Below are 18,014 nucleotides of genomic sequence, written 5' to 3'. Positions count from 1 at the left end.
GATGCTCTTAAGCCGCCTTCGCGTGCTGTACCGCAGCGCGATGCAGCAACACGGGGATCGATTTCGAGGTCGGCGTGCGCGCCTTGTCGGCGAAACTTTCCAGCGGCACCAGCGGATTGGTTTCCGGATAGTAGCTGCCCAGGCAACCGCGCGGGATGTCGTACTCCACCAGCAGGAAACCGTCCGCGCGGCGTTCGATGCCGTCGTCCCAGACGCTCACCACATCGACCCATTCGCCGTCCTTCAGACCCAGCACCTGCAGATCCTGCTTGTTGATGAAGATCACACGGCGCTGGCCGAACACGCCGCGATAGCGGTCGTCCATGCCGTAGATGGTGGTGTTGTACTGATCGTGCGAACGCGTGGTCATCAGCGTCATCAGCTTCTCGCCATACATCTTGCGCGCGCGATGAATAGGCGTATCCAGCGGAATCGCGTTGACCACGAAGTTGGCCTTGCCGGTGCTGGTCTTCCAGACCCGGTCGCGCGAAGCGACGCCCAGATGGAAGCCGCCAGGATTGGCGATGCGCTGGTTGTAATCCTTGAAGGAGTCGTAGACCTTTTCGATGGCGTTGCGGATGCGCGAGTAATCTTCGGCATACCACAGCCAATCGATCTTTTTACCGTTGTCGCGATGCTTCATCGTGGCTTCGGCGATGTGCGCGACGATGGCGGTTTCCGACATGCAGTTTTCCGAGGCCGGCTTGTTGATGCCGTAGGAGACGTGCACCATGCTCATCGAATCTTCCACCGTCACGCCCTGCGCGCCGCCGGCTTGCATGTCGATCTCGGTGCGGCCCAGCGTCGGCAGGATCAGCGCGTCCTTGCCGTGCACCAGATGGCTGCGGTTGAGCTTGGTGGTGATGTGGACCGTCAGGTTGCACGAACGCATGGCGTCGAAGGTGCGCGGCGTATCCGGCGTGGCCATGGCGAAATTGCCGCCCAGGCCGATGAAGACCTTGGTGCGGCCTTCCAGCATGGCCATCACGGAACCCACGGTGTCGTTGCCGTGGTGACGCGGCGCCTTGAATTCGAATACCTGCTCAAGACGGTCGAGGAAGGCGTCGGTCGGTTTTTCATCGATGCCGACGGTGCGGTCGCCCTGCACGTTGGAGTGGCCGCGCACCGGGCACAGGCCTGCGCCCGGACGGCCGATATTCCCGCGCAACATCATCATGTTGGACAGCAGCTGGATAGTGCCGACAGCGTGCTTGTGCTGCGTCAGGCCCATGCCCCAGGTAGCGATGACCGCTTTGCCCTTGACGTAGACCTGCGCCAGTTTTTCGATGTCTTCGCGCGATACGCCCGACTCGCCGATGATGTCGGCCCAGCTTTCGGCGCGCGCATCGGCGGCGAATTCGTCGAAACCGGAAGTATGTTCCTCGATGAATTTCACGTCGAGGACACGCTCGGCGCCCTTGAGCAAGGCTTCATCGTCCAGCTCGATGGTGCGCTTGATGACGCCCTTGATCAGCGCCAGGTCGCCGCCCAGCGTCGGGTGGATGAACATCGAGCTGATCTGGGTGCTGCCCATTGTCAGCATCTCGATCTTGCTTTGGGGATCGGCGAAGCGCTCCAGGCCGCGTTCCTTCAAGGGATTGATCGCGACGATGGTGGCGCCGCGCTTGGAGGCGTGGCGCAACTCGCCCATCATGCGCGGGTGATTGGTGGCAGGATTCTGGCCGAACAGCAGCAAGGTGTCGCACAGGTCGAAGTCGTCCAGCAGCACGGTGCCCTTGCCGACGCCGACGGTCACCGGCAGGCCGACGCTGGTCGGCTCGTGGCACATGTTGGAACAGTCCGGGAAGTTGTTGGTGCCGTATTGGCGCACGAACAACTGGAACAGGAAAGCGGCTTCGTTGCTGGCGCGGCCGGAAACGTAGAAATCGGCCATGTCCGGATCGGGCAGCGCATTGAGATGGCGGCCGATCAGGTCGAAGGCCTGATCCCAGGCGATCGGCACGTATTTGTCGCTGACGGCGTCGTAGACCATCGGCGCAGTCAGGCGGCCATGGTCTTCCAGCTCGTAGTCCGACTGCTGCATCAGCTCGGCGACCGTGTGCTGCGCGAAGAAATCGTTGGTCACGCGCTTCTTGGTGGCTTCCGCCGCCACCGCCTTGACGCCGTTTTCGCAGAATTCGAAGGTGGAGGTGTGCTCGCGGTCGGGCCAGGCGCAACCGGGGCAATCGAAGCCGTCCGGCTGGTTTTGCGACAGCAGCGTGCGCAGGCCCTTGCCGTCGGCCACGTGTTCCTTGACCAGGTTCAGCGCCACGTACTTCAGCGCGCCCCAACCGCCTGCGGGGTTGTTATAGGTCTCGATCTTTGCCTTGCCTGCCTTCGCCATTTTTGCTCCACCAATACAATTTCAGATGATGGAGAGTCTACCTGTTGCCGACGGTCTTGGCGTACACAGTCAAGCAGCTAAAAAAGGAGTACAGCAGACCCGGTACTGCCCTCCTTTTCTTCCTATAACAGCACGTCGTCGCGGATACACGCGCGCCATCGGCCGGGCGAGACTTCCCGTAGTTCGGGAACCGTCGCGGCACAAGCCTCCTGCGCATACGGGCAACGCGTGCGGAATACGCATCCCGACGGCGGATTGGCCGGGCTGGGCAAATCGCCCTGCAGGGTGCGGCGATTCTTCGCTTGCTCCCGCGCATCCGACTCCGGCTTGGGCGAAGCCGCCAGCAAGGCCTGCGAATACGGATGCAGAGGCTTCTCGAACAAGGCGGCAGCCGGCGCGATTTCCATGACCTTGCCCAGATACAGCACCACCACACGGTCGCAGATGTATTCGACCACGTCCAGATCATGCGAAATGAACAACATTGCCAGATTGAAGCGCTGACGCAGATCCTGCAGCAGATTGATCACCTGCGCCTGGATCGACACGTCCAGCGCCGACACCGGCTCGTCGGCGACGATGAAGCGCGGCTCCACCGCCAGAGCGCGGGCGATGCCGATGCGCTGGCGCTGGCCGCCGGAAAACTCGTGCGGATAGCGCGCGCCATGCTCGGCGCGCAGGCCGACCAGTTGCAGCAGCTCGGCGATGCGCGTGGCGCGGGCTTCGCCGCGATGCAGGCCGTGCGTGTCGAGCGCTTCGCCGATGATGTCGCGCACGCGCTGGCGCGGGTTCAGGCTGGCATAGGGATCCTGGAAGATGATCTGCATCTCGCGGCGCAAGGCGCGCATGCGCGAGGCCGGCAGGTTGGAGATATCTTCGCCCTGATAGCGGATCTCGCCGCCGCTGCTTTCCATCAGGCGCAGCAGGGTGCGGCCGACCGTGCTCTTGCCGGAGCCGGATTCGCCGACCAGGCCCAGCACTTCGCCCGGCATGATGGCGAAGCTGACGTCGTCGACGGCGCGGATGGGCGCGTCTTTTTGCTTGCCGTTGAAGTATTTCTTCAGGTTGCGCACCTCGACCAGCGGCGTGGCATTGGCTTCGTTTGCAAAGGTGGTAGTACTCATGCCGACTTCCTCAAAATACAGCGGACATTGTGACCGTCGTCGCCCAGCGTCAGCGGCGGCATGGCGACACGGCAGGCATCCGAAGCATGGCTGCAACGCGGTTCGAAAGCGCATCCGGGCGGCGGCGCCAGCGGGCTGGCGACCTGGCCGGGGATCGCCGCCAGACGCGGACGCTCGCCGGCGACGGCGTGGTTCTTGCTGCGTCCCGGTAGGCAATTGAGCAAGCCGGTAGTGTAAGGATGCTGCGGATTATCGAAGATCTGCGGCACGCTGCCCTGCTCCACCATGCGCCCGGCGTACATCACGGCGACGCGGTCGGCGATTTCCGCCACCACGCCGAGGTTGTGGGTGATGAACAAGATGCCGGTGCCGGTTTCGCGCTGCAGCTTTTGCAGCAGCGCCAGGATCTGCGCCTGGATCGTCACGTCCAGCGCAGTGGTCGGTTCATCCGCGATCAGCAGCGAAGGATTGCACGACAAGGCCAGCGCGATCATCACGCGCTGGCGCATCCCGCCCGACAGCTGATGCGGATATTCGTACAAGCGACGCGCGGCGGCGGGAATCTCGACCAGCTCCAGCATGCGCTGCGCATGGATCATGGCGTCCTTGTGACTCTTGCCCAGATGCAGGCGCACGCTTTCGGCGATCTGGTCGCCCAGCGTGAAGACCGGATTGAGGCTGGTCATCGGCTCCTGGAACACCATCGCGATTTCATTGCCGCGCAACTGGCGCAGGCTGCGTTGCGGCAAACGCGTCAGGTCGACCGTTTCGCCGTCGCGGCGCTTGAAGCGGATGCTGCCGCCGACCACGCGGCCGGCGTCGGCCGGGATCAAACCCATGATGGACAAGCTGGTCACCGACTTGCCGGAACCGGACTCGCCGACCACGGCCAGGGTCTCGCCGGCGTTGACCGTAAAACTCACGCCGTCGACCGACTTGACGGTGCCCTGCTCGGTGAAAAAATGCGTCTGCAGGTTGTCGACTTCCAGCAGCGGCGTCCCTTGTTGGACTCTCTGTTCTTGCATGATCTGTACTCTCTTTGCTGGAGGAATTAGAGGCTCTTGCGCAGGCGCGGATCGAGCATGTCGCGCAGGCCGTCGCCGACCATCTGCAGCGACAGCGCCGACAGCACGATGGCGATGCCGGGGAACACCACCAGCCAGATCGCCTGCTCGGCGTAGGCCTGCCCGGAAGAAATCATCGTGCCCCAGGTCGGCAGCTCGGGCGGCACCCCGACGCCGAGGAAAGACAAGCCCGCTTCCGCCAGGATTGCGTAGGCGAAGATGAAAGTCCCCTGCACCAGGATAGGCGACAGGATATTGCCCAGCACGTGGAAGAACACGATGCGCACCGTCGACACGCCCAGCGCGCGCGCCGCTTCCACGAACAACAACTCGCGCACCACCAGCGTCGAGGCGCGCACGATACGCGCCACCCGCGGCGTATAGACGATCGCCAGCGCCAGCACCACGTTGATCAGCGAGGAGCCGAGAATCGCCACCAGCGCAATCGCCAGCAGGATGTCGGGGAACGACATCATGGCGTCGACCACGCGCATGATGGGCGCGTCCATGCGCTTGAAAAACCCGGCGCACAAGCCCATCAGTACACCGGCCACCAGCGAGATCACCACCACCAGCGCACCGATGGTCAGCGAATAGCGGCCGCCGGTCAGCACGCGCGTGAAGATGTCGCGCCCGAATTCGTCGGTGCCGAACCAGTGCGACGCCGACGGCGGCTGCAGGCGCGCCATGATGTCCAGCGCCGACGAGTCGTAAGGAGAAGTCAGCGGCACCACGACAGCCAGCACGGCCAGCAGCACCAGGCTGACGACGCCGAACATGACCAGCTTGCGCCGCATGAATTTGGAGAGAAAAGCAAACATGGGAAATCCTGTGATTCTGTTCAAGAGCCGGATCAATACCGGACGCGCGGATCGATCAGCGTGTAGAGCAAATCGATCGCCAGATTGATCAGCACATAGATCACGGCGATCGCCAGCAAGGCGCCCTGGATCACCGGATAATCGCGCCGCTGCACCGCCGACACAACCAGGTTGCCGACGCCCGGCAAGCCGAACACAGTCTCGGTCACCACCGCGCCGCCGATCATCAGCGCCGCCGTCAGGCCGATCACCGTCACTACCGGAATCAGCGCATTGCGCAAGGCGTGGCGCAAAATCACGCGGCGCTCGTTCAGCCCCTTGGCGCGCGCGGTGCGGACATAGTCATCAGACAGCACGTCCAGCATGGAGGCGCGTGTGAAACGGATGATCAGCGCCGAATTGAGCACGCCCAGCACCACCGCCGGCAGCAGCAGGTGATGCAGACGGTCCCACAGCGGCGCCCCCGGATCGCCGTAACCGGCCACCGGGAACCAGCCCATCTTCACCGCGAAAATCTGCATCAGGATCAGGCCGAACCAGAAGCTGGGAATGCTCGCGCCCAGCATGGCGATGCCGGTGAACACCTGGTCCACCACGCGACCGCGCCATACGGCGGAAACGATGCCGCAGGGAATGCCGATCAGGCAGGCCAGCGCCACCGCGAAAATGGTCAGAAAGAAAGTCGGCTCGGCGCGCGAAGCCAGCGCTTCGGTGACCGGCATCTGCAAGAAAATGGATTGGCCGAGGTTACCCTGCGCCAGTTCCTTGAGCCAGAAGCCGAATTGCACGAGCATCGGCTTGTCGAAGCCGTATTGGGCGCGCAGTTTGGCGATGTCGGCGACAGTGGCCTGGTCGCCCAGCATGATCGCGGCCGGATCGCCCGGCGCCAGGCGCGTGATGAAGAACACCAGCACGGCGACGATCAGCATGACGATCACCATGCCGGTGAAGCGTCCTGAAAGATAACGGAGCATAGACGTGGAATCAGTTAGAAAAAATTGCCGGCCAGGCGGTTTCAGAAAAAATGAAACCGCCTGGATTTACATTGAAGCAGTACGAACTCAAACATGGCCGCAATGACACGATCCAACTAAAGAATGACATCCCTCATCAGCTTGTCGTCCTGACGAAAGTCAGGACCCGGTGTCGTGTCGACCGTCTTGACGACACTGGGTCCCAGCTTTCGCTGGGACGACTGCGGTGAATGAAAGCACATTCAGCGAGATGTTCGCAGCCGGCGCATGGTTCAGCAATACGCCAGGCCGTTTGATTGATCAATCAGCCAGCTTGGTATTCCAGAAATACGGCCAGGGCATCGGCGTGTAGCCTTGCAGCTTGGACGATTTCGCGGTCAGGCTGTTGAAGCTGCCCAGGCGGATGTACGGCACTTCGTCGTACACCACGCTCTGCACCTTGCCCCACAATGCGCCGCGATGCGCCGGATCCATCTCGTGCGAGAACACGGTGACCGAGACATCCTTGCCCGCGCTCTTCCAGCCGCCCGGTGCGCCATCGCTCAGCTGCGGCGGCGACAGTGTCGGTTCAGGCAGGAAGGCCGAGTGCGTCATGTAGATGTCCCACAGCGCCGGATCGTTGCGGCGCTGGATCAGCGTGGCCCAGTCAACCACTTGCATGTCGACCTTGAAGCCGGCCAGCTTCAGTTCTTCGCCCATCACCAGCGCCATGCGGTAGTGGAATTCGTATTGCTTGCTGGTCAGGATCTTGACCGGCTCGCCCTTGTAGCCGGCCTTGGCGGCGAGATCGCGCGCCTTGGCGGCATTGGCCTGGTTATACGAAGCCGTACCGTCCATGGAGTAGAACGGCGAGCCCTTGGGGAAATGATTGCCCTCGACCGAGAAGAACTTCGGATCGCCGAAACCGGCGGTCATGATTTCCTTCATGTTCAGCGCCGCCTGGATCGCCTGGCGCACGCCCTGCTTTTGCAGCGGGCCTTGCACCGTGTTCAGCACCACGTACGGGAAGCCGAACGGCGCAGTGATCACCGGCACGACATTCGGCTTGCCTGCCAGACGCGGCGAAGCTTCGGCCGGCAGCAGATCGGCGAACTGATACTGGCCGGACAGCGAACCTTCGACGCGGGTGTTCGGGTTCGGCACGGGGATGAAGCGCAGCTCGGACAGCAGCGCTTCACGCTTGCCGGCGTAGCCGCTGGCCGGCTCCTTGCGCGCGCTGTAGCCGTCGAAACGGGTCAGCAGCACGTATTGGTCAGGCTTGCGCTCCTTGAACTGGTAAGGACCGGTGCCGATGAAATCCTTCAATGGATTGACTGCGGATTCTTTCGGCATGATTGCGGCGAAGCCGGACGGCAGCGCCAGGTGCGCCAGCAGCGGCGCATAGGCGTTCTGCATGCTCAGCACGATGGTGTAAGGACCTTTGGCGTCGAGGCTCTTGATCTCCTTGGATACCGCCTTGCCGCGCGGCGCGATGTCCATCCAGCGCTTGAGCGAAGCGACCACGTCGTCGGACTTCATCTCTTTGCCGTTGTGGAATTTGACGCCCTTGCGCAGTTCGATGGTGACGGTCTTGCCGTCGGCGCTCACCTTGGGCAGGCTTTCGGCCAGCATGGGCTGGATGTTCCATTTGGCGTCGAAGGTATACAGCGGCTCATAGACGTGCTGCATGATGGTCGCCACCAGATCGGTGGTCGAAGCCATCGGATCCAGCGTTTGCGGCTCGGCCACCATCGCCAGATTGGCGACGCCGCCGGGAGCTGCCTGCACCATTGGCGATACGCCTACCGAAGCAAGCACAGCCGCGCTTGCCGCACATTGAAATAGCAGACGCCTGCCCTTGTTGAACGACGGTAAAAAAGATCGCACTGTCATCATCCTCTCCTACATGCCTGCTGGGTTAAAAATCCTGGCCTTGCAACGACGAAATGAATGGCGACCGGTTTGCCGGAACTGGCGGTCAAGCGACATTCATGGTGCGCCGTTTGCTGATGTTTTGTTTTTTATTCTTTTGCTGCGACTGCTTGCTGAAATTTTTTGGTAGTTTATATCACGACGTTTGAACCAGCAATCAGTAAACACGGGGATAAATCATGAATCCCTTATCTATGAAGCATTACGAGAAAAAGCAAGAACTGTTATTTAGTAACATAAATGCTGCGCCGCCCCAAAAACAGGCATCGCTTCGACACGAATCACCAAACAGGGGCGCGGCACCGGCCAGCGCCTCTGACGAAAAATCGCAGCAGGAATGCGATCCGGAATGCCATTGCAGACAGCGAACCGCCAGCGTAAAAATCGGCGGGCGTCACGAGATGGTGCACGAGGGAAAATTGCGCTTTGCAACACAGCGCCAGGGCGAACGGACAAAAACAAGGAGGTGGATTTTTTGCAACAGGGCCGGGTCGCGGAGACCGGCGCTGCCGCAACAGACGCAAAAGCGGGAAAACAGGAGCAGGAACTGGCGCGACGGGCAAGCCGCGCCGCAGCTCTTCCGTTCAGCGGATGAAAGGTTTCAGCTCTCCATCGCCATCAGCTTCTTGCGCAAGACCGTGAGGCCATGCCGCAGCTGCGCGATCTCTTCTTCCGAGTTGTCGCTCATGGCCTGATCGGTCACCCGGTCGACGATCACCTTGGCTTGCCAGAACATCTCGCGTCCGCTGTCGGTGATCTGCACGACCACCGACCGCTTGTCGTGTTCCGAGGCGCTGCGCGCAATCCATCCGCGCGCTTCCATCGCGTGCAGGATACGGGTGACGCGCGTGCGCTCGTAGGCGGTCCATTGCGCCAGCTCCTGCATGGTCAACGGGCCCTTGCGCAGGACCGCGCTCAGGATCCGGTATTCCGTCGGCAGGATTTCCAGCGGCCGCAAGGCGTCCTGCAGCAAGTGATTGCGCCGGTACACCACCTGCGTGCACAGGAAGAAAAGATGTGTTTCCAGTTCCGATTGATTTGGCTGATCTGACATTTTTTAATAAGCAAGAATTGACGATATCCCGCGGGGCGCCGGCCGGACATTATTCTTCCAGCGGCAAGGCCAGCGTTTCCTTGATCTCTTCCATCACCACATAGCTCTTGGACTGCGCCGCCCCCGGCAATTGCAGCAGGATGTCGCCGAGCAGCTTGCGGTATTCCGCCATGCCGCGGATGCGCGCCTTGATCAGGTAATCGAAGTCGCCCGACACCAGATGGCACTCCTGCACTTCCGGGATGCGCAGCACCTCGCGGCGGAACTGCTCGAACATATTGCCCGATTTGTGGTTCAGCGTGATCTCCACGAACACCAGCAAGGTCGCCCCCAGCGTTTCCGGATTGATGCGCGCGTAGTAGCCGCTGATGACGCCGTCGCGCTCCATGCGCTTGACGCGCTCGATGCACGGCGTAATCGACAGGCCGACCTGCTCGCCGAGGTCTTTCATCGAGATGCGGCCGTCCTTTTGCAGGACGGCCAGGATCTTGCGGTCCAGCTTGTCCAGGGTGCGTACTGAAAGCTGCTGCGTTCTCATTATTTATTCTCGTTTTTAGCCATTAATACACAAACAAAGACTACTTAATTCTCAATATCATAGTTTTAAATTCTAATTAAATACAATCTTTTCAGGGAATACATCATGCGTGTCGTTATTCTGGGCAGCGGCGTCATCGGCGTCACCAGCGCCTACTACCTCGCCAAGGCCGGCCATCAGGTCACGGTGCTCGACCGCCAGCCCGGTCCGGCGCTGGAGACCAGCTTCGGCAACGCCGGCCAGATCTCGCCCGGCTACGCCTCGCCATGGGCTGCGCCCGGCATTCCGCTCAAGGCCCTGAAATGGATGTTTGAAGAACACGCGCCGCTGGCGATCCGCCTCGACGGCACGCTGCAGCAATTGCGCTGGATGTGGCAAATGCTGCGCAACTGCAACGCCGACCGTTACGCCGTCAACAAGGAACGCATGGTGCGCCTGGCGGAATACAGCCGCGACTGCTTCCGCCAGTTGCGCGCCGATACCGGCATCGCCTACGAAGGCCGCCAGCAAGGCACTCTGCAACTGTTTCGTACCCAGGAGCAATTCGACGGCGCGCAAAAGGACATCGACGTGCTGCGCCAGACCGGCGTGCCCTACGAACTGCTGACCGGCGACCAGCTCGCCAACGCCGAACCGGCGCTGGCCAAGGTCAGCCACAAACTGACCGGCGGCCTGCGCCTGCCGAACGATGAGACCGGCGACTGCCAGCTGTTCACCACCAAGCTGGCAAAGATGGCCGAAGAATTGGGCGTGCGCTTCCGCTACGGCGTCGACATCGACGCGCTGGTGGTAGCCGGCGGCGAGATCGACGGCGTGGTGTGCGGCAAGGAGCTGGTCAAGGCCGACAGCTACGTGGTGGCGCTGGGATCGTACTCGACCAACTTCCTGCGCAACATCGTCGACATCCCGGTGTATCCGCTCAAGGGCTATTCGATCACCGTGCCGGTGGTCGACGCCGAAGCCGCGCCGGTCTCGACCATCCTCGACGAAACCTACAAGATCGCCGTCACGCGTTTCGACAACCGCATCCGCGTGGGCGGCATGGCCGAGGTGGTGGGCTTCAACAAGGAACTCAATCCGAAGCGCCGCGCAACGCTGGAGATGGTGGTCAACGACCTGTTCCCCGGCGCCGGCGACACGGCGCAAGCCAGTTTCTGGACCGGCCTGCGTCCGATGACGCCGGACGGCACGCCGGTCGTCGGCGCCACGCCGATCGGCAACCTGTTCATCAACAGCGGCCACGGCACGCTGGGCTGGACGATGTCGTGCGGCTCCGGCCAGTTGCTGTCGGATCTGATTTCGGGCCGGCGCCCGGCCATCGCCTCGGACGATTTGTCGGTGGCGCGGTATATGGCGCAGCAGCAATTCCACGCGACGGCGACGGCCTGATACGCCGCACAGCGGCAGCCGCGCTACAACCTACCAAGCCGAAGCATTGCGCTTCGGCTTTTTTATTTTTACCCTCTGCAATTGCGCGCATCGGACCCGGATTGCGCACGTAGGAAACGTCCCACACGCGCTGTCTGGTTACGCCGACATTCCTGCCGAAACAATGCGCCGATAATCGATTCATCGGCGGTTGCTTCTCACCACTCCCCTCCGCCGTGCACGACGAAGCCCTCCCCTGTCGGAGACTGCCGGCCTGATTCGCCGGCGTCATCCGCAAACGCAAGCTCTCTTGAAGAAAGACCTTCGCATGCATACACAAGCCCATCGCGATACGGCCTGCGCGCCAGGCCCGGCTGTGCCCGGCCCAAAGAAAATTGCCAGGGAAAACGGCCTGCGCTATGTCAACGACGACACGCCTGGCATCAGCCGCATGCGCGAGCATGGCGACTTCCGCTATATCGACAGCGAGGGCAAGACCATTCACGACAGCGCCCTGCTCGCCCGCATCAAGGCGCTCGCCGTCCCGCCGGCCTGGGAAGACGTGTGGATCTGCCCCTGGGCCAACGGCCATATCCAGGCCACCGGGCGCGATGCGCGCCAACGCAAGCAGTATCGCTATCACGCGCGCTGGCGCATCGTCCGCGACGAGGTCAAATACCAGCGCATGATCAGCTTCGCCAAGGTGTTGCCGCAGATACGCAAATGCCTGGAGCACGACCTCAAGAAGCCGGGACTGAGCAAACAGAAAGTGCTGGCGACGGTCATCTACCTGTTGCAAGCCACGCTCATGCGCGTAGGCAACGACGAGTACGCGCGCAGCAATCAATCGTTCGGCATGACCACGCTGCGCAATCGTCATGTGAAAGTCGACGGCGCCGACATCAAATTCCATTTCCGCGGCAAGAGCGGCGTGCAGCACACGATCAAACTGCACGATCCCTACATGGTGCGCATCGTACGCAAGCTGCTCGATCTGCCGGGACAGGATCTGTTCCAATACGTTGATGAAGTCGGCGACACGCACAGCATCGGCTCCGGCGACGTCAACGACTATCTGCATGAAATCACCGGCGAGGATTACACCGCCAAGGATTTCCGCACCTGGGCCGGGACCGTGCTGGCGGCACTGGCGCTCAATGAATTCCAGCAGTTCGATTCGCAAGCCCAGGCCAAGAAGAACATCGTGCAGGCGATTGAACACGTGGCCATGAAGCTGGGCAATACGCCGACGATCTGCCGCAAGTGCTATGTGCATCCGGACGTGATCTCGTCCTACCTGGACGGCGTCACGGCGGGCACGCTCAAGCAGCAGGTGCGTGACAACCTGGTTCACGACCTGCATGCGCTGAGTCCGGAAGAAGCGGCCGTGCTGGCGCTGCTGCAGCAACGCTTGCAGGACGAACCGAAACAGTCGAAACAGAAGAAGTCGCAGGAGAAATAAAAATCGGCTTTCCAATTTCATGGAAAGCCGATTTTGTAAAACAACGAAGAACAACGGCAGCTATGCAGCCACAGGCGCTTTCTCCAGCTTCGGCAAGAAAGCCGCCAGCAGGCCGATCAGCGGCAGGAAGGCGCACACCTGATACACGAAGAAAATATCGGTCACGTCGGCCAGCTTGCCCAGCAGCGCGGCGCCGATGCCGCCCATGCCGAACGCAAAACCGAAGAACAGTCCCGACACGGTGCCGACCTTGCCCGGCATCAGTTCTTGCGCGAACACCAGAATCGCCGAAAAGGCCGAGGCCAGGATCATGCCGATGATGACCGTCAGCACGCCGGTCCAGAACAGGTTGGCGTACGGCAGCATCAGCGTGAACGGCGCCACGCCCAGGATCGATACCCAGATCACCAGCTTGCGGCCGACACGGTCGCCGATCGGGCCGCCCAGCACGGTGCCGATCGCCACCGCGAACAGGAACACGAACAGGTGAATCTGCGCATCCTGCACCGACAGCTGGAATTTGCTGATCAGATAAAACGTGAAGTAGCTCGACAGGCTGGCCATGTAGAAGTACTTGGAAAAGATCAGCAGCAACAGGATGCTGACCGCCATGATGACCTTGTTGCGCGGCAGCTCGACGTAACCGGAAGATTTTTTCTTCGCCTTGGTCTTGCCGGCCAGTTGCTGGCGCTGATACCAGTGACCGATCTGACGCAGCACGACGATGGCGATCAGCGCCGCGATGGTGAACCACGCGATGCTGCGTTGTCCACCCGGGATGATGATCCACGCCGCCAGCAAGGGCCCCATCGCGCTGCCGGCATTGCCGCCGACCTGGAACAGCGATTGGGCCAGGCCATGACGACCGCCCGACGCCATGCGCGCCACGCGCGAGGCTTCAGGGTGGAAGACCGAGGAGCCGGTGCCGACCAGCGCCGCGGCAACCAGCAGCACGCCGAAGTTCGGCGCCACCGACAGCAGCAGCAAACCGCACAGAGTGGAACCCATGCCGATGGCCAGCGAATACGGTTTTGGATGTTTGTCGGTGTACAGGCCGACCAGCGGCTGCAACAGCGAAGCCGTCACCTGGAAAGTCAGGGTGATCAGGCCGATCTGGGCAAAGCTCAGATGGAAGTTGCCCTTCAACAGCGGATAAATCGCTAGCAGCAGCGATTGGATCATGTCGTTGAGGAAGTGCGAAAAACTGATCGCGCCAAGGACGCGGAAACCGGTTTTTTCTGCTGCCTGTTTCTCGGTTGCCTGAGGCATTTCCGGCGGGTTGAGCGCTGTCTCCATGATGGCCTGTCTTATAGTAAGAACTCATTTCATCAATAGGCGTGAATGCGAGCTTGCCTTGTTTGGGATGAAGTGCAAGGCGCGAATCTGGGTCAAGACTGGGCGTCTTGACCCAGATTCGTAACGCAGCAATTCGCCCAAACAAGCCGCTCCCTTCGGGTTCTTCCCAGAAGGGGCGCTGGCTGCGTTGCGCTCCTTGCAGCCGTTGGCACATTCGGCACCGCTACGCGACGCGTCGCACGCCTTGCCAGCGCCCCTTCTGAGAAGAACGCATCTCACGCCTATTGATGAAATGAGTTCTGAGTGGGAAACCCGAAATTTTAGACCTGTTGGCCTGGTTTGTCTTTTGGCGCCTCATTTTGGGTCGGGTGACCGGGCACCGTACAAGATTCAGAATTTATGCGGCTTTGCGAAACGTCAGGTTGTAGCGGCACTTGCCGGTCAGCTCGTGCACGCCTTCCGCCAGGGTATCGACGCCATGAAAACGCAGACGCGCCGGGCCGCCCCACACCACCACGTCGCCGCTCTCCAGCCGCATGCGCAGCGGCTTGTCGGCGCGCTCGCCGCCGCCGAACAGAAAGGTCGCCGGCAAGCCCAGCGACACCGACACAATCGGCTGCGTCATGTCGCCTTCGTTCTTGTCCTGATGCAGCGACATGCGCGCACCGGGCACGTAGCGATTGATCAGGCAGGCATCCGGAATGAAATTGTCGAAGCCGGCTGCGAGCGCCGCCGTCACCGCCAACTCAGCGAACACCTCCGGCATCGCCGGCCAGGGCCGTTGCGACAACGGATCGTCGCGCTGATAGCGATAGCCGCGCCGGTCGGTGACCCAGCCGAGCTCGCCGCAATTGCTCATCGCCACCGACATGGTGTAGCCGCCCGGCGTCTGCATCTGGCGGAACGGCGCCTGCGCGGTCACTTGCACAATCGCCTGCACCAGCGCGGCGGCCTGCTCGTCGGCGAAGGCGCGCAGCCAGGTCGCACCGTCGACTATCGGTTCGACGGACGGCGCGCGCAAGGCAGCGAACAGATCGCCGCTCACGATCCGCTCTCGCCTTCTTTTTCCAGCAGGGCCTGCTTGCGCTCGACACCCCAGCGATAACCCGAGAGCGAGCCGTCCATGCGCACCACGCGATGGCAGGGAATCAGCACCGCAATGCTGTTGGACGCACAGGCGCTGGCCACGGCGCGCACCGCGGACGGCTTGCCGATGCGCTGCGCAATGTCGGAATACGTCACGCGCGCACCGGCCGGGATCTCGCGCAAGGCTTGCCATACGCGCTGCTGGAACGCCGTGCCGCGCACATCGAGCGGCAAGTTGAGATCGCCCTGCGGCGACTCGATGAAGCCGATCACTTTGGCGATCAGCTTTTCGAACTCGGCGTCGCCGCCGATCAGCTCGGCCTGTGGAAATTGATCCTGCAGATCGCGCACCAGTTGATCCGGATCGTCGCCCAGCGTGATCGCGCAGACGCCCTTGGCGGTGGTCGCCACCAGGATCGCCCCCAGCCAGCATTGCGCCACCGCAAAACGGATCTGCGCGCCGCTGCCGCCGCTGCGGTAGGCGCTCGGCGTCATGCCCAGGCGGCCGGTGGATTCTGCATAAAAGCGCCCGCTGGAATTGAAGCCGGCGTCATACATGGCGCTGGTGACGGTGTCGCTGTCCGCCAATCCGGCACGCAAACGCTGCGCGCGATGCGCCGTTGCATATGCCTTGGGCGTGACGCCGGTTTTTTCTTTGAAGAGGCGATGAAAGTGGAAACGGCTCATGCCGGCGATCTGCGCCAGCTCATCGAGCGAAGGCAATTCGTCGGTCTGTTCGATGGCGCGGCAGACCGCAGCGATGGCCTGCGCCTGCCGCTCAGCCAGTGCGGCTTCGTTCGGCTTGCAGCGTTTGCAGGCGCGAAAGCCGGCCTGCTCCGCCTGGGCTCCGGTATCGTAGAAGGCAACGTTTTCGCGCCGTGCCTGACGCGAAGGGCAAGACGGACGGCAATATACGCCGGTGGTGCGCACGGCGTAATAGAACGTACCGTCGGCGGCTTTGTCGCGTTGCGTGACGGCTTGCCAGCGCTGATCATCCAGGTTGGCGGCGAGTTTGGAAACAGGGGCACGAGAAATGGACTTGCGGGTATTCATACTGAACATGATGACACCTTTTGGTTACACGGTCATCGCAGTATAAAAACACTAAATCAGTCCGACACTCCGGGCCTTGCTTTCAAATCCTGTGTTGTTTTCCCCAGAAAAAATCAGGACGAGAACTTGATCCGCTGGCGGCTTTGCGCCGGCTGCGTGACGTGATCCAGCGGCAGCACGTGCGAGTGCTTGATCTGTTTCATGGTGATGTTGGACTTGACGTTGGTCACGCCCGGCAGGCGCAGCAGGCGTGTCATCATGAATTCGGAAAACGCCGCCAGATCAGGGGCGACGATGCGCAGGATATAATCCGCCTCGCCGGTGATGGAAAAACATTCCATGATTTCCGGCATGCTCTGCACCGCTTTCTCGAACTGGTCGCCGCGCGTTTCGCCCTGACGGTCGAGCGTGACGTTGGTGAAAGCCGTGACGCCTAGGCCGACGACGGCGGGATCCAGTACCGCGGTATAGCGCTCGATGACGTGCGCTTCTTCCAGGCGCTGCACGCGCCGGCTGATCTGGGAAGTCGACAGATGCACTTTCTGGCCGAGGGCGTTGTTGGTGATGTGGCCGTCGCGCTGCAACTCCGCCAGCAAGGCCAGATCAAACCGGTCTACGGTGATAGTGCTCATATCGCCCTCTTTTCGCCATTATTTTGAACAATTTGTGCATCATACCGCGACAAATGTAGAAATAACAATCACATTTTGCACATCTCCTGCAATAAACTGAGTTCATACATAACCCAGCACGGAGCCAGCGCAAGGTGTTCAGCCGGCCTGCTCCGATCACCAGGAGACCATGATGGGCCAGGCCACGCAAATCACTTCCACTCGCAGCGCTACCGACTTGTTCGACAATCCTATGGGCACCGACGGCTTCGAGTTCGTCGAATATGCCGCGCTCGACCCGATGCCGATCGCCGCCGTGCTGGAATCCATGGGTTTCGCCGCCGTGGCGCGGCACCGCTCCAAGAACGTCACGCTATATCGCCAGGGCCAGATCAACTTCATCCTGAATGCCGAACCGGACAGCAACGCCACCGAATTCGCCAAGGTGCACGGCCTCTCGGTCAACGCCATGGCCTTCCGCGTCAAGGATGCGGCCGCGGTCTACAAGCGCGCGCTGGAAATGGGCGCCGAAGGCGTGCCGGCCAAGCTCGGCCCGATGGAGCTGAACATCCCCGCCATCAAGGGCATCGGCGGCTCGCTGCTGTACCTGGTGGATCGCTACGGCGAGCGCGGTTCGATCTACGACATCGATTTTGAATTCTTCCCCAACGTCGAGCGCAATCCGGTCGGCGTCGGCCTGACCTATATCGATCACCTGACGCACAACGTGGTGCGCGGTGCGATGGATAAATGGTCGTCGTTCTATGAGCGCCTGTTCAACTTCCGCGAGATCAAGTATTTCGACATCGAAGGCAAGATGACCGGATTGAAATCGCGCGCCATGACCAGCCCTTGCGGCAAGATCCGCATCCCGATCAACGAGAGCGCCGACGACAAATCGCAGATCGAAGAATTCATCAAGCAGTACAACGGCGAAGGCATCCAGCACATTGCGTTGGGCACCGACGACATTTACCAGACCGTGCGCACGCTGTATCAGCGCAAGGTGCCGCTGCAAGACACCATCAACACCTATTACGATCTGGTGGAACGCCGCATCCCCGGCCACAAGGAAGACCTGGCGGCGCTGCGCGAACTGAAGATCCTGATCGACGGCGCCCCGACCGAAGGCCAGGGTCTGCTGCTGCAGATCTTTACGCAGACGCTGATCGGCCCGATCTTCTTTGAAATCATCCAGCGCAAGGGCAATGACGGTTTCGGCGAGGGCAATTTCAAGGCTTTGTTTGAATCGATCGAACTGGATCAGATCCGCCGCGGCGTCATCTAGCGCGCCCGGATTCGCGCCGA

General features: G+C 61.4%; 16 protein-coding genes. 4 read left to right on the top strand and 12 right to left on the bottom strand.

Going from position 1 to position 18,014, the window contains the following annotated elements:
• Window positions 1–7 precede the first annotated feature (7 nt).
• From AKL25_RS20900 to AKL25_RS20875, 6 genes are all read right to left on the bottom strand, one after another.
• Complete coding sequence (locus AKL25_RS20900) at window positions 8–2,344, bottom strand: FdhF/YdeP family oxidoreductase (protein WP_050479638.1); 2,337 nt, start codon at window positions 2,342–2,344, stop codon at window positions 8–10.
• 122 nt (window positions 2,345–2,466) lie between these two features.
• Window positions 2,467–3,468, bottom strand: coding sequence for an ABC transporter ATP-binding protein (locus AKL25_RS20895; RefSeq protein WP_050479637.1), 1,002 nt, complete (start codon window positions 3,466–3,468; stop codon window positions 2,467–2,469).
• Entirely contained in the window at window positions 3,465–4,493 is a 1,029-nt protein-coding gene (locus AKL25_RS20890; RefSeq protein WP_050479636.1) for an ABC transporter ATP-binding protein, read from the bottom strand. Before AKL25_RS20890 ends, AKL25_RS20895 begins: the two co-directional genes overlap by 4 nt.
• 26 nt (window positions 4,494–4,519) lie before the next feature.
• Window positions 4,520–5,353 (bottom strand): ABC transporter permease, encoded by an 834-nt coding sequence (locus tag AKL25_RS20885; RefSeq protein ID WP_050479635.1) that lies wholly within the window; start codon window positions 5,351–5,353, stop codon window positions 4,520–4,522.
• Between the two features lie 32 nt (window positions 5,354–5,385).
• Window positions 5,386–6,327 carry an ABC transporter permease gene (locus tag AKL25_RS20880; RefSeq protein ID WP_050479634.1) on the bottom strand — a complete coding sequence of 314 codons (942 nt, stop codon included), beginning with the start codon at window positions 6,325–6,327 and terminating at the stop codon, window positions 5,386–5,388.
• Between the two features lie 300 nt (window positions 6,328–6,627).
• A complete protein-coding gene (locus AKL25_RS20875; protein ID WP_050479633.1) occupies window positions 6,628–8,199 on the bottom strand; it encodes an ABC transporter substrate-binding protein in 1,572 nt (523 codons plus the stop codon).
• Here AKL25_RS20875 and AKL25_RS24490 point away from each other — a divergent pair.
• Window positions 8,165–8,368 (top strand): hypothetical protein, encoded by a 204-nt coding sequence (locus AKL25_RS24490; RefSeq protein WP_167541923.1) that lies wholly within the window; start codon window positions 8,165–8,167, stop codon window positions 8,366–8,368. The genes AKL25_RS20875 and AKL25_RS24490 overlap by 35 nt on opposite strands.
• 471 nt (window positions 8,369–8,839) lie before the next feature.
• On the opposite strand, the gene AKL25_RS20870 is transcribed toward AKL25_RS24490, so the two are convergent.
• The gene (locus AKL25_RS20870) at window positions 8,840–9,292 is read right to left on the bottom strand and encodes a MarR family winged helix-turn-helix transcriptional regulator (RefSeq protein ID WP_050479632.1); all 453 of its coding nucleotides are present in this window, start codon (window positions 9,290–9,292) and stop codon (window positions 8,840–8,842) included.
• 49 nt (window positions 9,293–9,341) lie between these two features.
• Window positions 9,342–9,830: an Lrp/AsnC ligand binding domain-containing protein gene (locus AKL25_RS20865; protein WP_007882305.1), complete on the bottom strand. Its 489-nt coding sequence runs from the start codon at window positions 9,828–9,830 to the stop codon at window positions 9,342–9,344.
• A gap of 105 nt (window positions 9,831–9,935) precedes the next feature.
• Here AKL25_RS20865 and AKL25_RS20860 point away from each other — a divergent pair, with 105 nt between their 5' ends.
• On the top strand, window positions 9,936–11,219 hold the full coding sequence (locus tag AKL25_RS20860) for a D-amino acid dehydrogenase (protein WP_050479631.1): 1,284 nt from the start codon (window positions 9,936–9,938) through the stop codon (window positions 11,217–11,219).
• A gap of 307 nt (window positions 11,220–11,526) precedes the next feature.
• Complete coding sequence (locus tag AKL25_RS20855) at window positions 11,527–12,660, top strand: DNA topoisomerase IB (RefSeq protein WP_083444819.1); 1,134 nt, start codon at window positions 11,527–11,529, stop codon at window positions 12,658–12,660.
• 60 nt (window positions 12,661–12,720) lie between these two features.
• Here AKL25_RS20855 and AKL25_RS20850 read toward each other — a convergent pair whose 3' ends face one another.
• The 4 genes from AKL25_RS20850 to AKL25_RS20835 all read right to left on the bottom strand — a co-directional run bounded on the left by AKL25_RS20850 (window position 12,721) and on the right by AKL25_RS20835 (window position 16,727).
• Window positions 12,721–13,956, bottom strand: coding sequence for an MFS transporter (locus AKL25_RS20850; protein ID WP_050479630.1), 1,236 nt, complete (start codon window positions 13,954–13,956; stop codon window positions 12,721–12,723).
• A 397-nt stretch (window positions 13,957–14,353) separates the two neighbouring features.
• Window positions 14,354–15,001 (bottom strand): DNA oxidative demethylase AlkB, encoded by a 648-nt coding sequence (alkB, locus tag AKL25_RS20845; protein WP_050479629.1) that lies wholly within the window; start codon window positions 14,999–15,001, stop codon window positions 14,354–14,356.
• Window positions 14,998–16,095, bottom strand: a complete 1,098-nt coding sequence (gene ada, locus AKL25_RS20840; RefSeq protein WP_050479676.1) for a bifunctional DNA-binding transcriptional regulator/O6-methylguanine-DNA methyltransferase Ada — start codon at window positions 16,093–16,095, stop codon at window positions 14,998–15,000. Before ada ends, alkB begins: the two co-directional genes overlap by 4 nt.
• A 113-nt stretch (window positions 16,096–16,208) precedes the next feature.
• Window positions 16,209–16,727 (bottom strand): Lrp/AsnC family transcriptional regulator, encoded by a 519-nt coding sequence (locus AKL25_RS20835; protein ID WP_050479628.1) that lies wholly within the window; start codon window positions 16,725–16,727, stop codon window positions 16,209–16,211.
• A 172-nt stretch (window positions 16,728–16,899) separates the two neighbouring features.
• Here AKL25_RS20835 and hppD point away from each other — a divergent pair, with 172 nt between their 5' ends.
• Window positions 16,900–17,994 (top strand): 4-hydroxyphenylpyruvate dioxygenase, encoded by a 1,095-nt coding sequence (gene hppD / locus AKL25_RS20830; protein ID WP_050479627.1) that lies wholly within the window; start codon window positions 16,900–16,902, stop codon window positions 17,992–17,994.
• Window positions 17,995–18,014 lie beyond the last annotated feature (20 nt).

Origin of the sequence: Herbaspirillum rhizosphaerae (assembly GCF_001189965.1) — a bacterium.
Classification (GTDB): domain Bacteria; phylum Pseudomonadota; class Gammaproteobacteria; order Burkholderiales; family Burkholderiaceae_D; genus Herbaspirillum; species Herbaspirillum rhizosphaerae.
Note: the sequence above shows the minus strand (reverse complement) of the source record. Positions and strands in the feature narration are given on the sequence as shown.

What these genes read in the sequence shown, in the direction of transcription:
- AKL25_RS20900 (WP_050479638.1), bottom strand. Translation starts at nt 2,344, where the DNA reads ATGGCGAAGGCAGGCAAGGCAAAGATCGAGACCTATAACAACCCCGCA.
- AKL25_RS20895 (WP_050479637.1), bottom strand. Translation starts at nt 3,468, where the DNA reads ATGAGTACTACCACCTTTGCAAACGAAGCCAATGCCACGCCGCTGGTC.
- AKL25_RS20890 (WP_050479636.1), bottom strand. Translation starts at nt 4,493, where the DNA reads ATGCAAGAACAGAGAGTCCAACAAGGGACGCCGCTGCTGGAAGTCGAC.
- AKL25_RS20885 (WP_050479635.1), bottom strand. Translation starts at nt 5,353, where the DNA reads ATGTTTGCTTTTCTCTCCAAATTCATGCGGCGCAAGCTGGTCATGTTC.
- AKL25_RS20880 (WP_050479634.1), bottom strand. Translation starts at nt 6,327, where the DNA reads ATGCTCCGTTATCTTTCAGGACGCTTCACCGGCATGGTGATCGTCATG.
- AKL25_RS20875 (WP_050479633.1), bottom strand. Translation starts at nt 8,199, where the DNA reads ATGACAGTGCGATCTTTTTTACCGTCGTTCAACAAGGGCAGGCGTCTG.
- AKL25_RS20870 (WP_050479632.1), bottom strand. Translation starts at nt 9,292, where the DNA reads ATGTCAGATCAGCCAAATCAATCGGAACTGGAAACACATCTTTTCTTC.
- AKL25_RS20865 (WP_007882305.1), bottom strand. Translation starts at nt 9,830, where the DNA reads ATGAGAACGCAGCAGCTTTCAGTACGCACCCTGGACAAGCTGGACCGC.
- AKL25_RS20860 (WP_050479631.1), top strand. Translation starts at nt 9,936, where the DNA reads ATGCGTGTCGTTATTCTGGGCAGCGGCGTCATCGGCGTCACCAGCGCC.
- AKL25_RS20855 (WP_083444819.1), top strand. Translation starts at nt 11,527, where the DNA reads ATGCATACACAAGCCCATCGCGATACGGCCTGCGCGCCAGGCCCGGCT.
- AKL25_RS20850 (WP_050479630.1), bottom strand. Translation starts at nt 13,956, where the DNA reads ATGGAGACAGCGCTCAACCCGCCGGAAATGCCTCAGGCAACCGAGAAA.
- ada (WP_050479676.1), bottom strand. Translation starts at nt 16,095, where the DNA reads ATGAATACCCGCAAGTCCATTTCTCGTGCCCCTGTTTCCAAACTCGCC.
- AKL25_RS20835 (WP_050479628.1), bottom strand. Translation starts at nt 16,727, where the DNA reads ATGAGCACTATCACCGTAGACCGGTTTGATCTGGCCTTGCTGGCGGAG.
- hppD (WP_050479627.1), top strand. Translation starts at nt 16,900, where the DNA reads ATGGGCCAGGCCACGCAAATCACTTCCACTCGCAGCGCTACCGACTTG.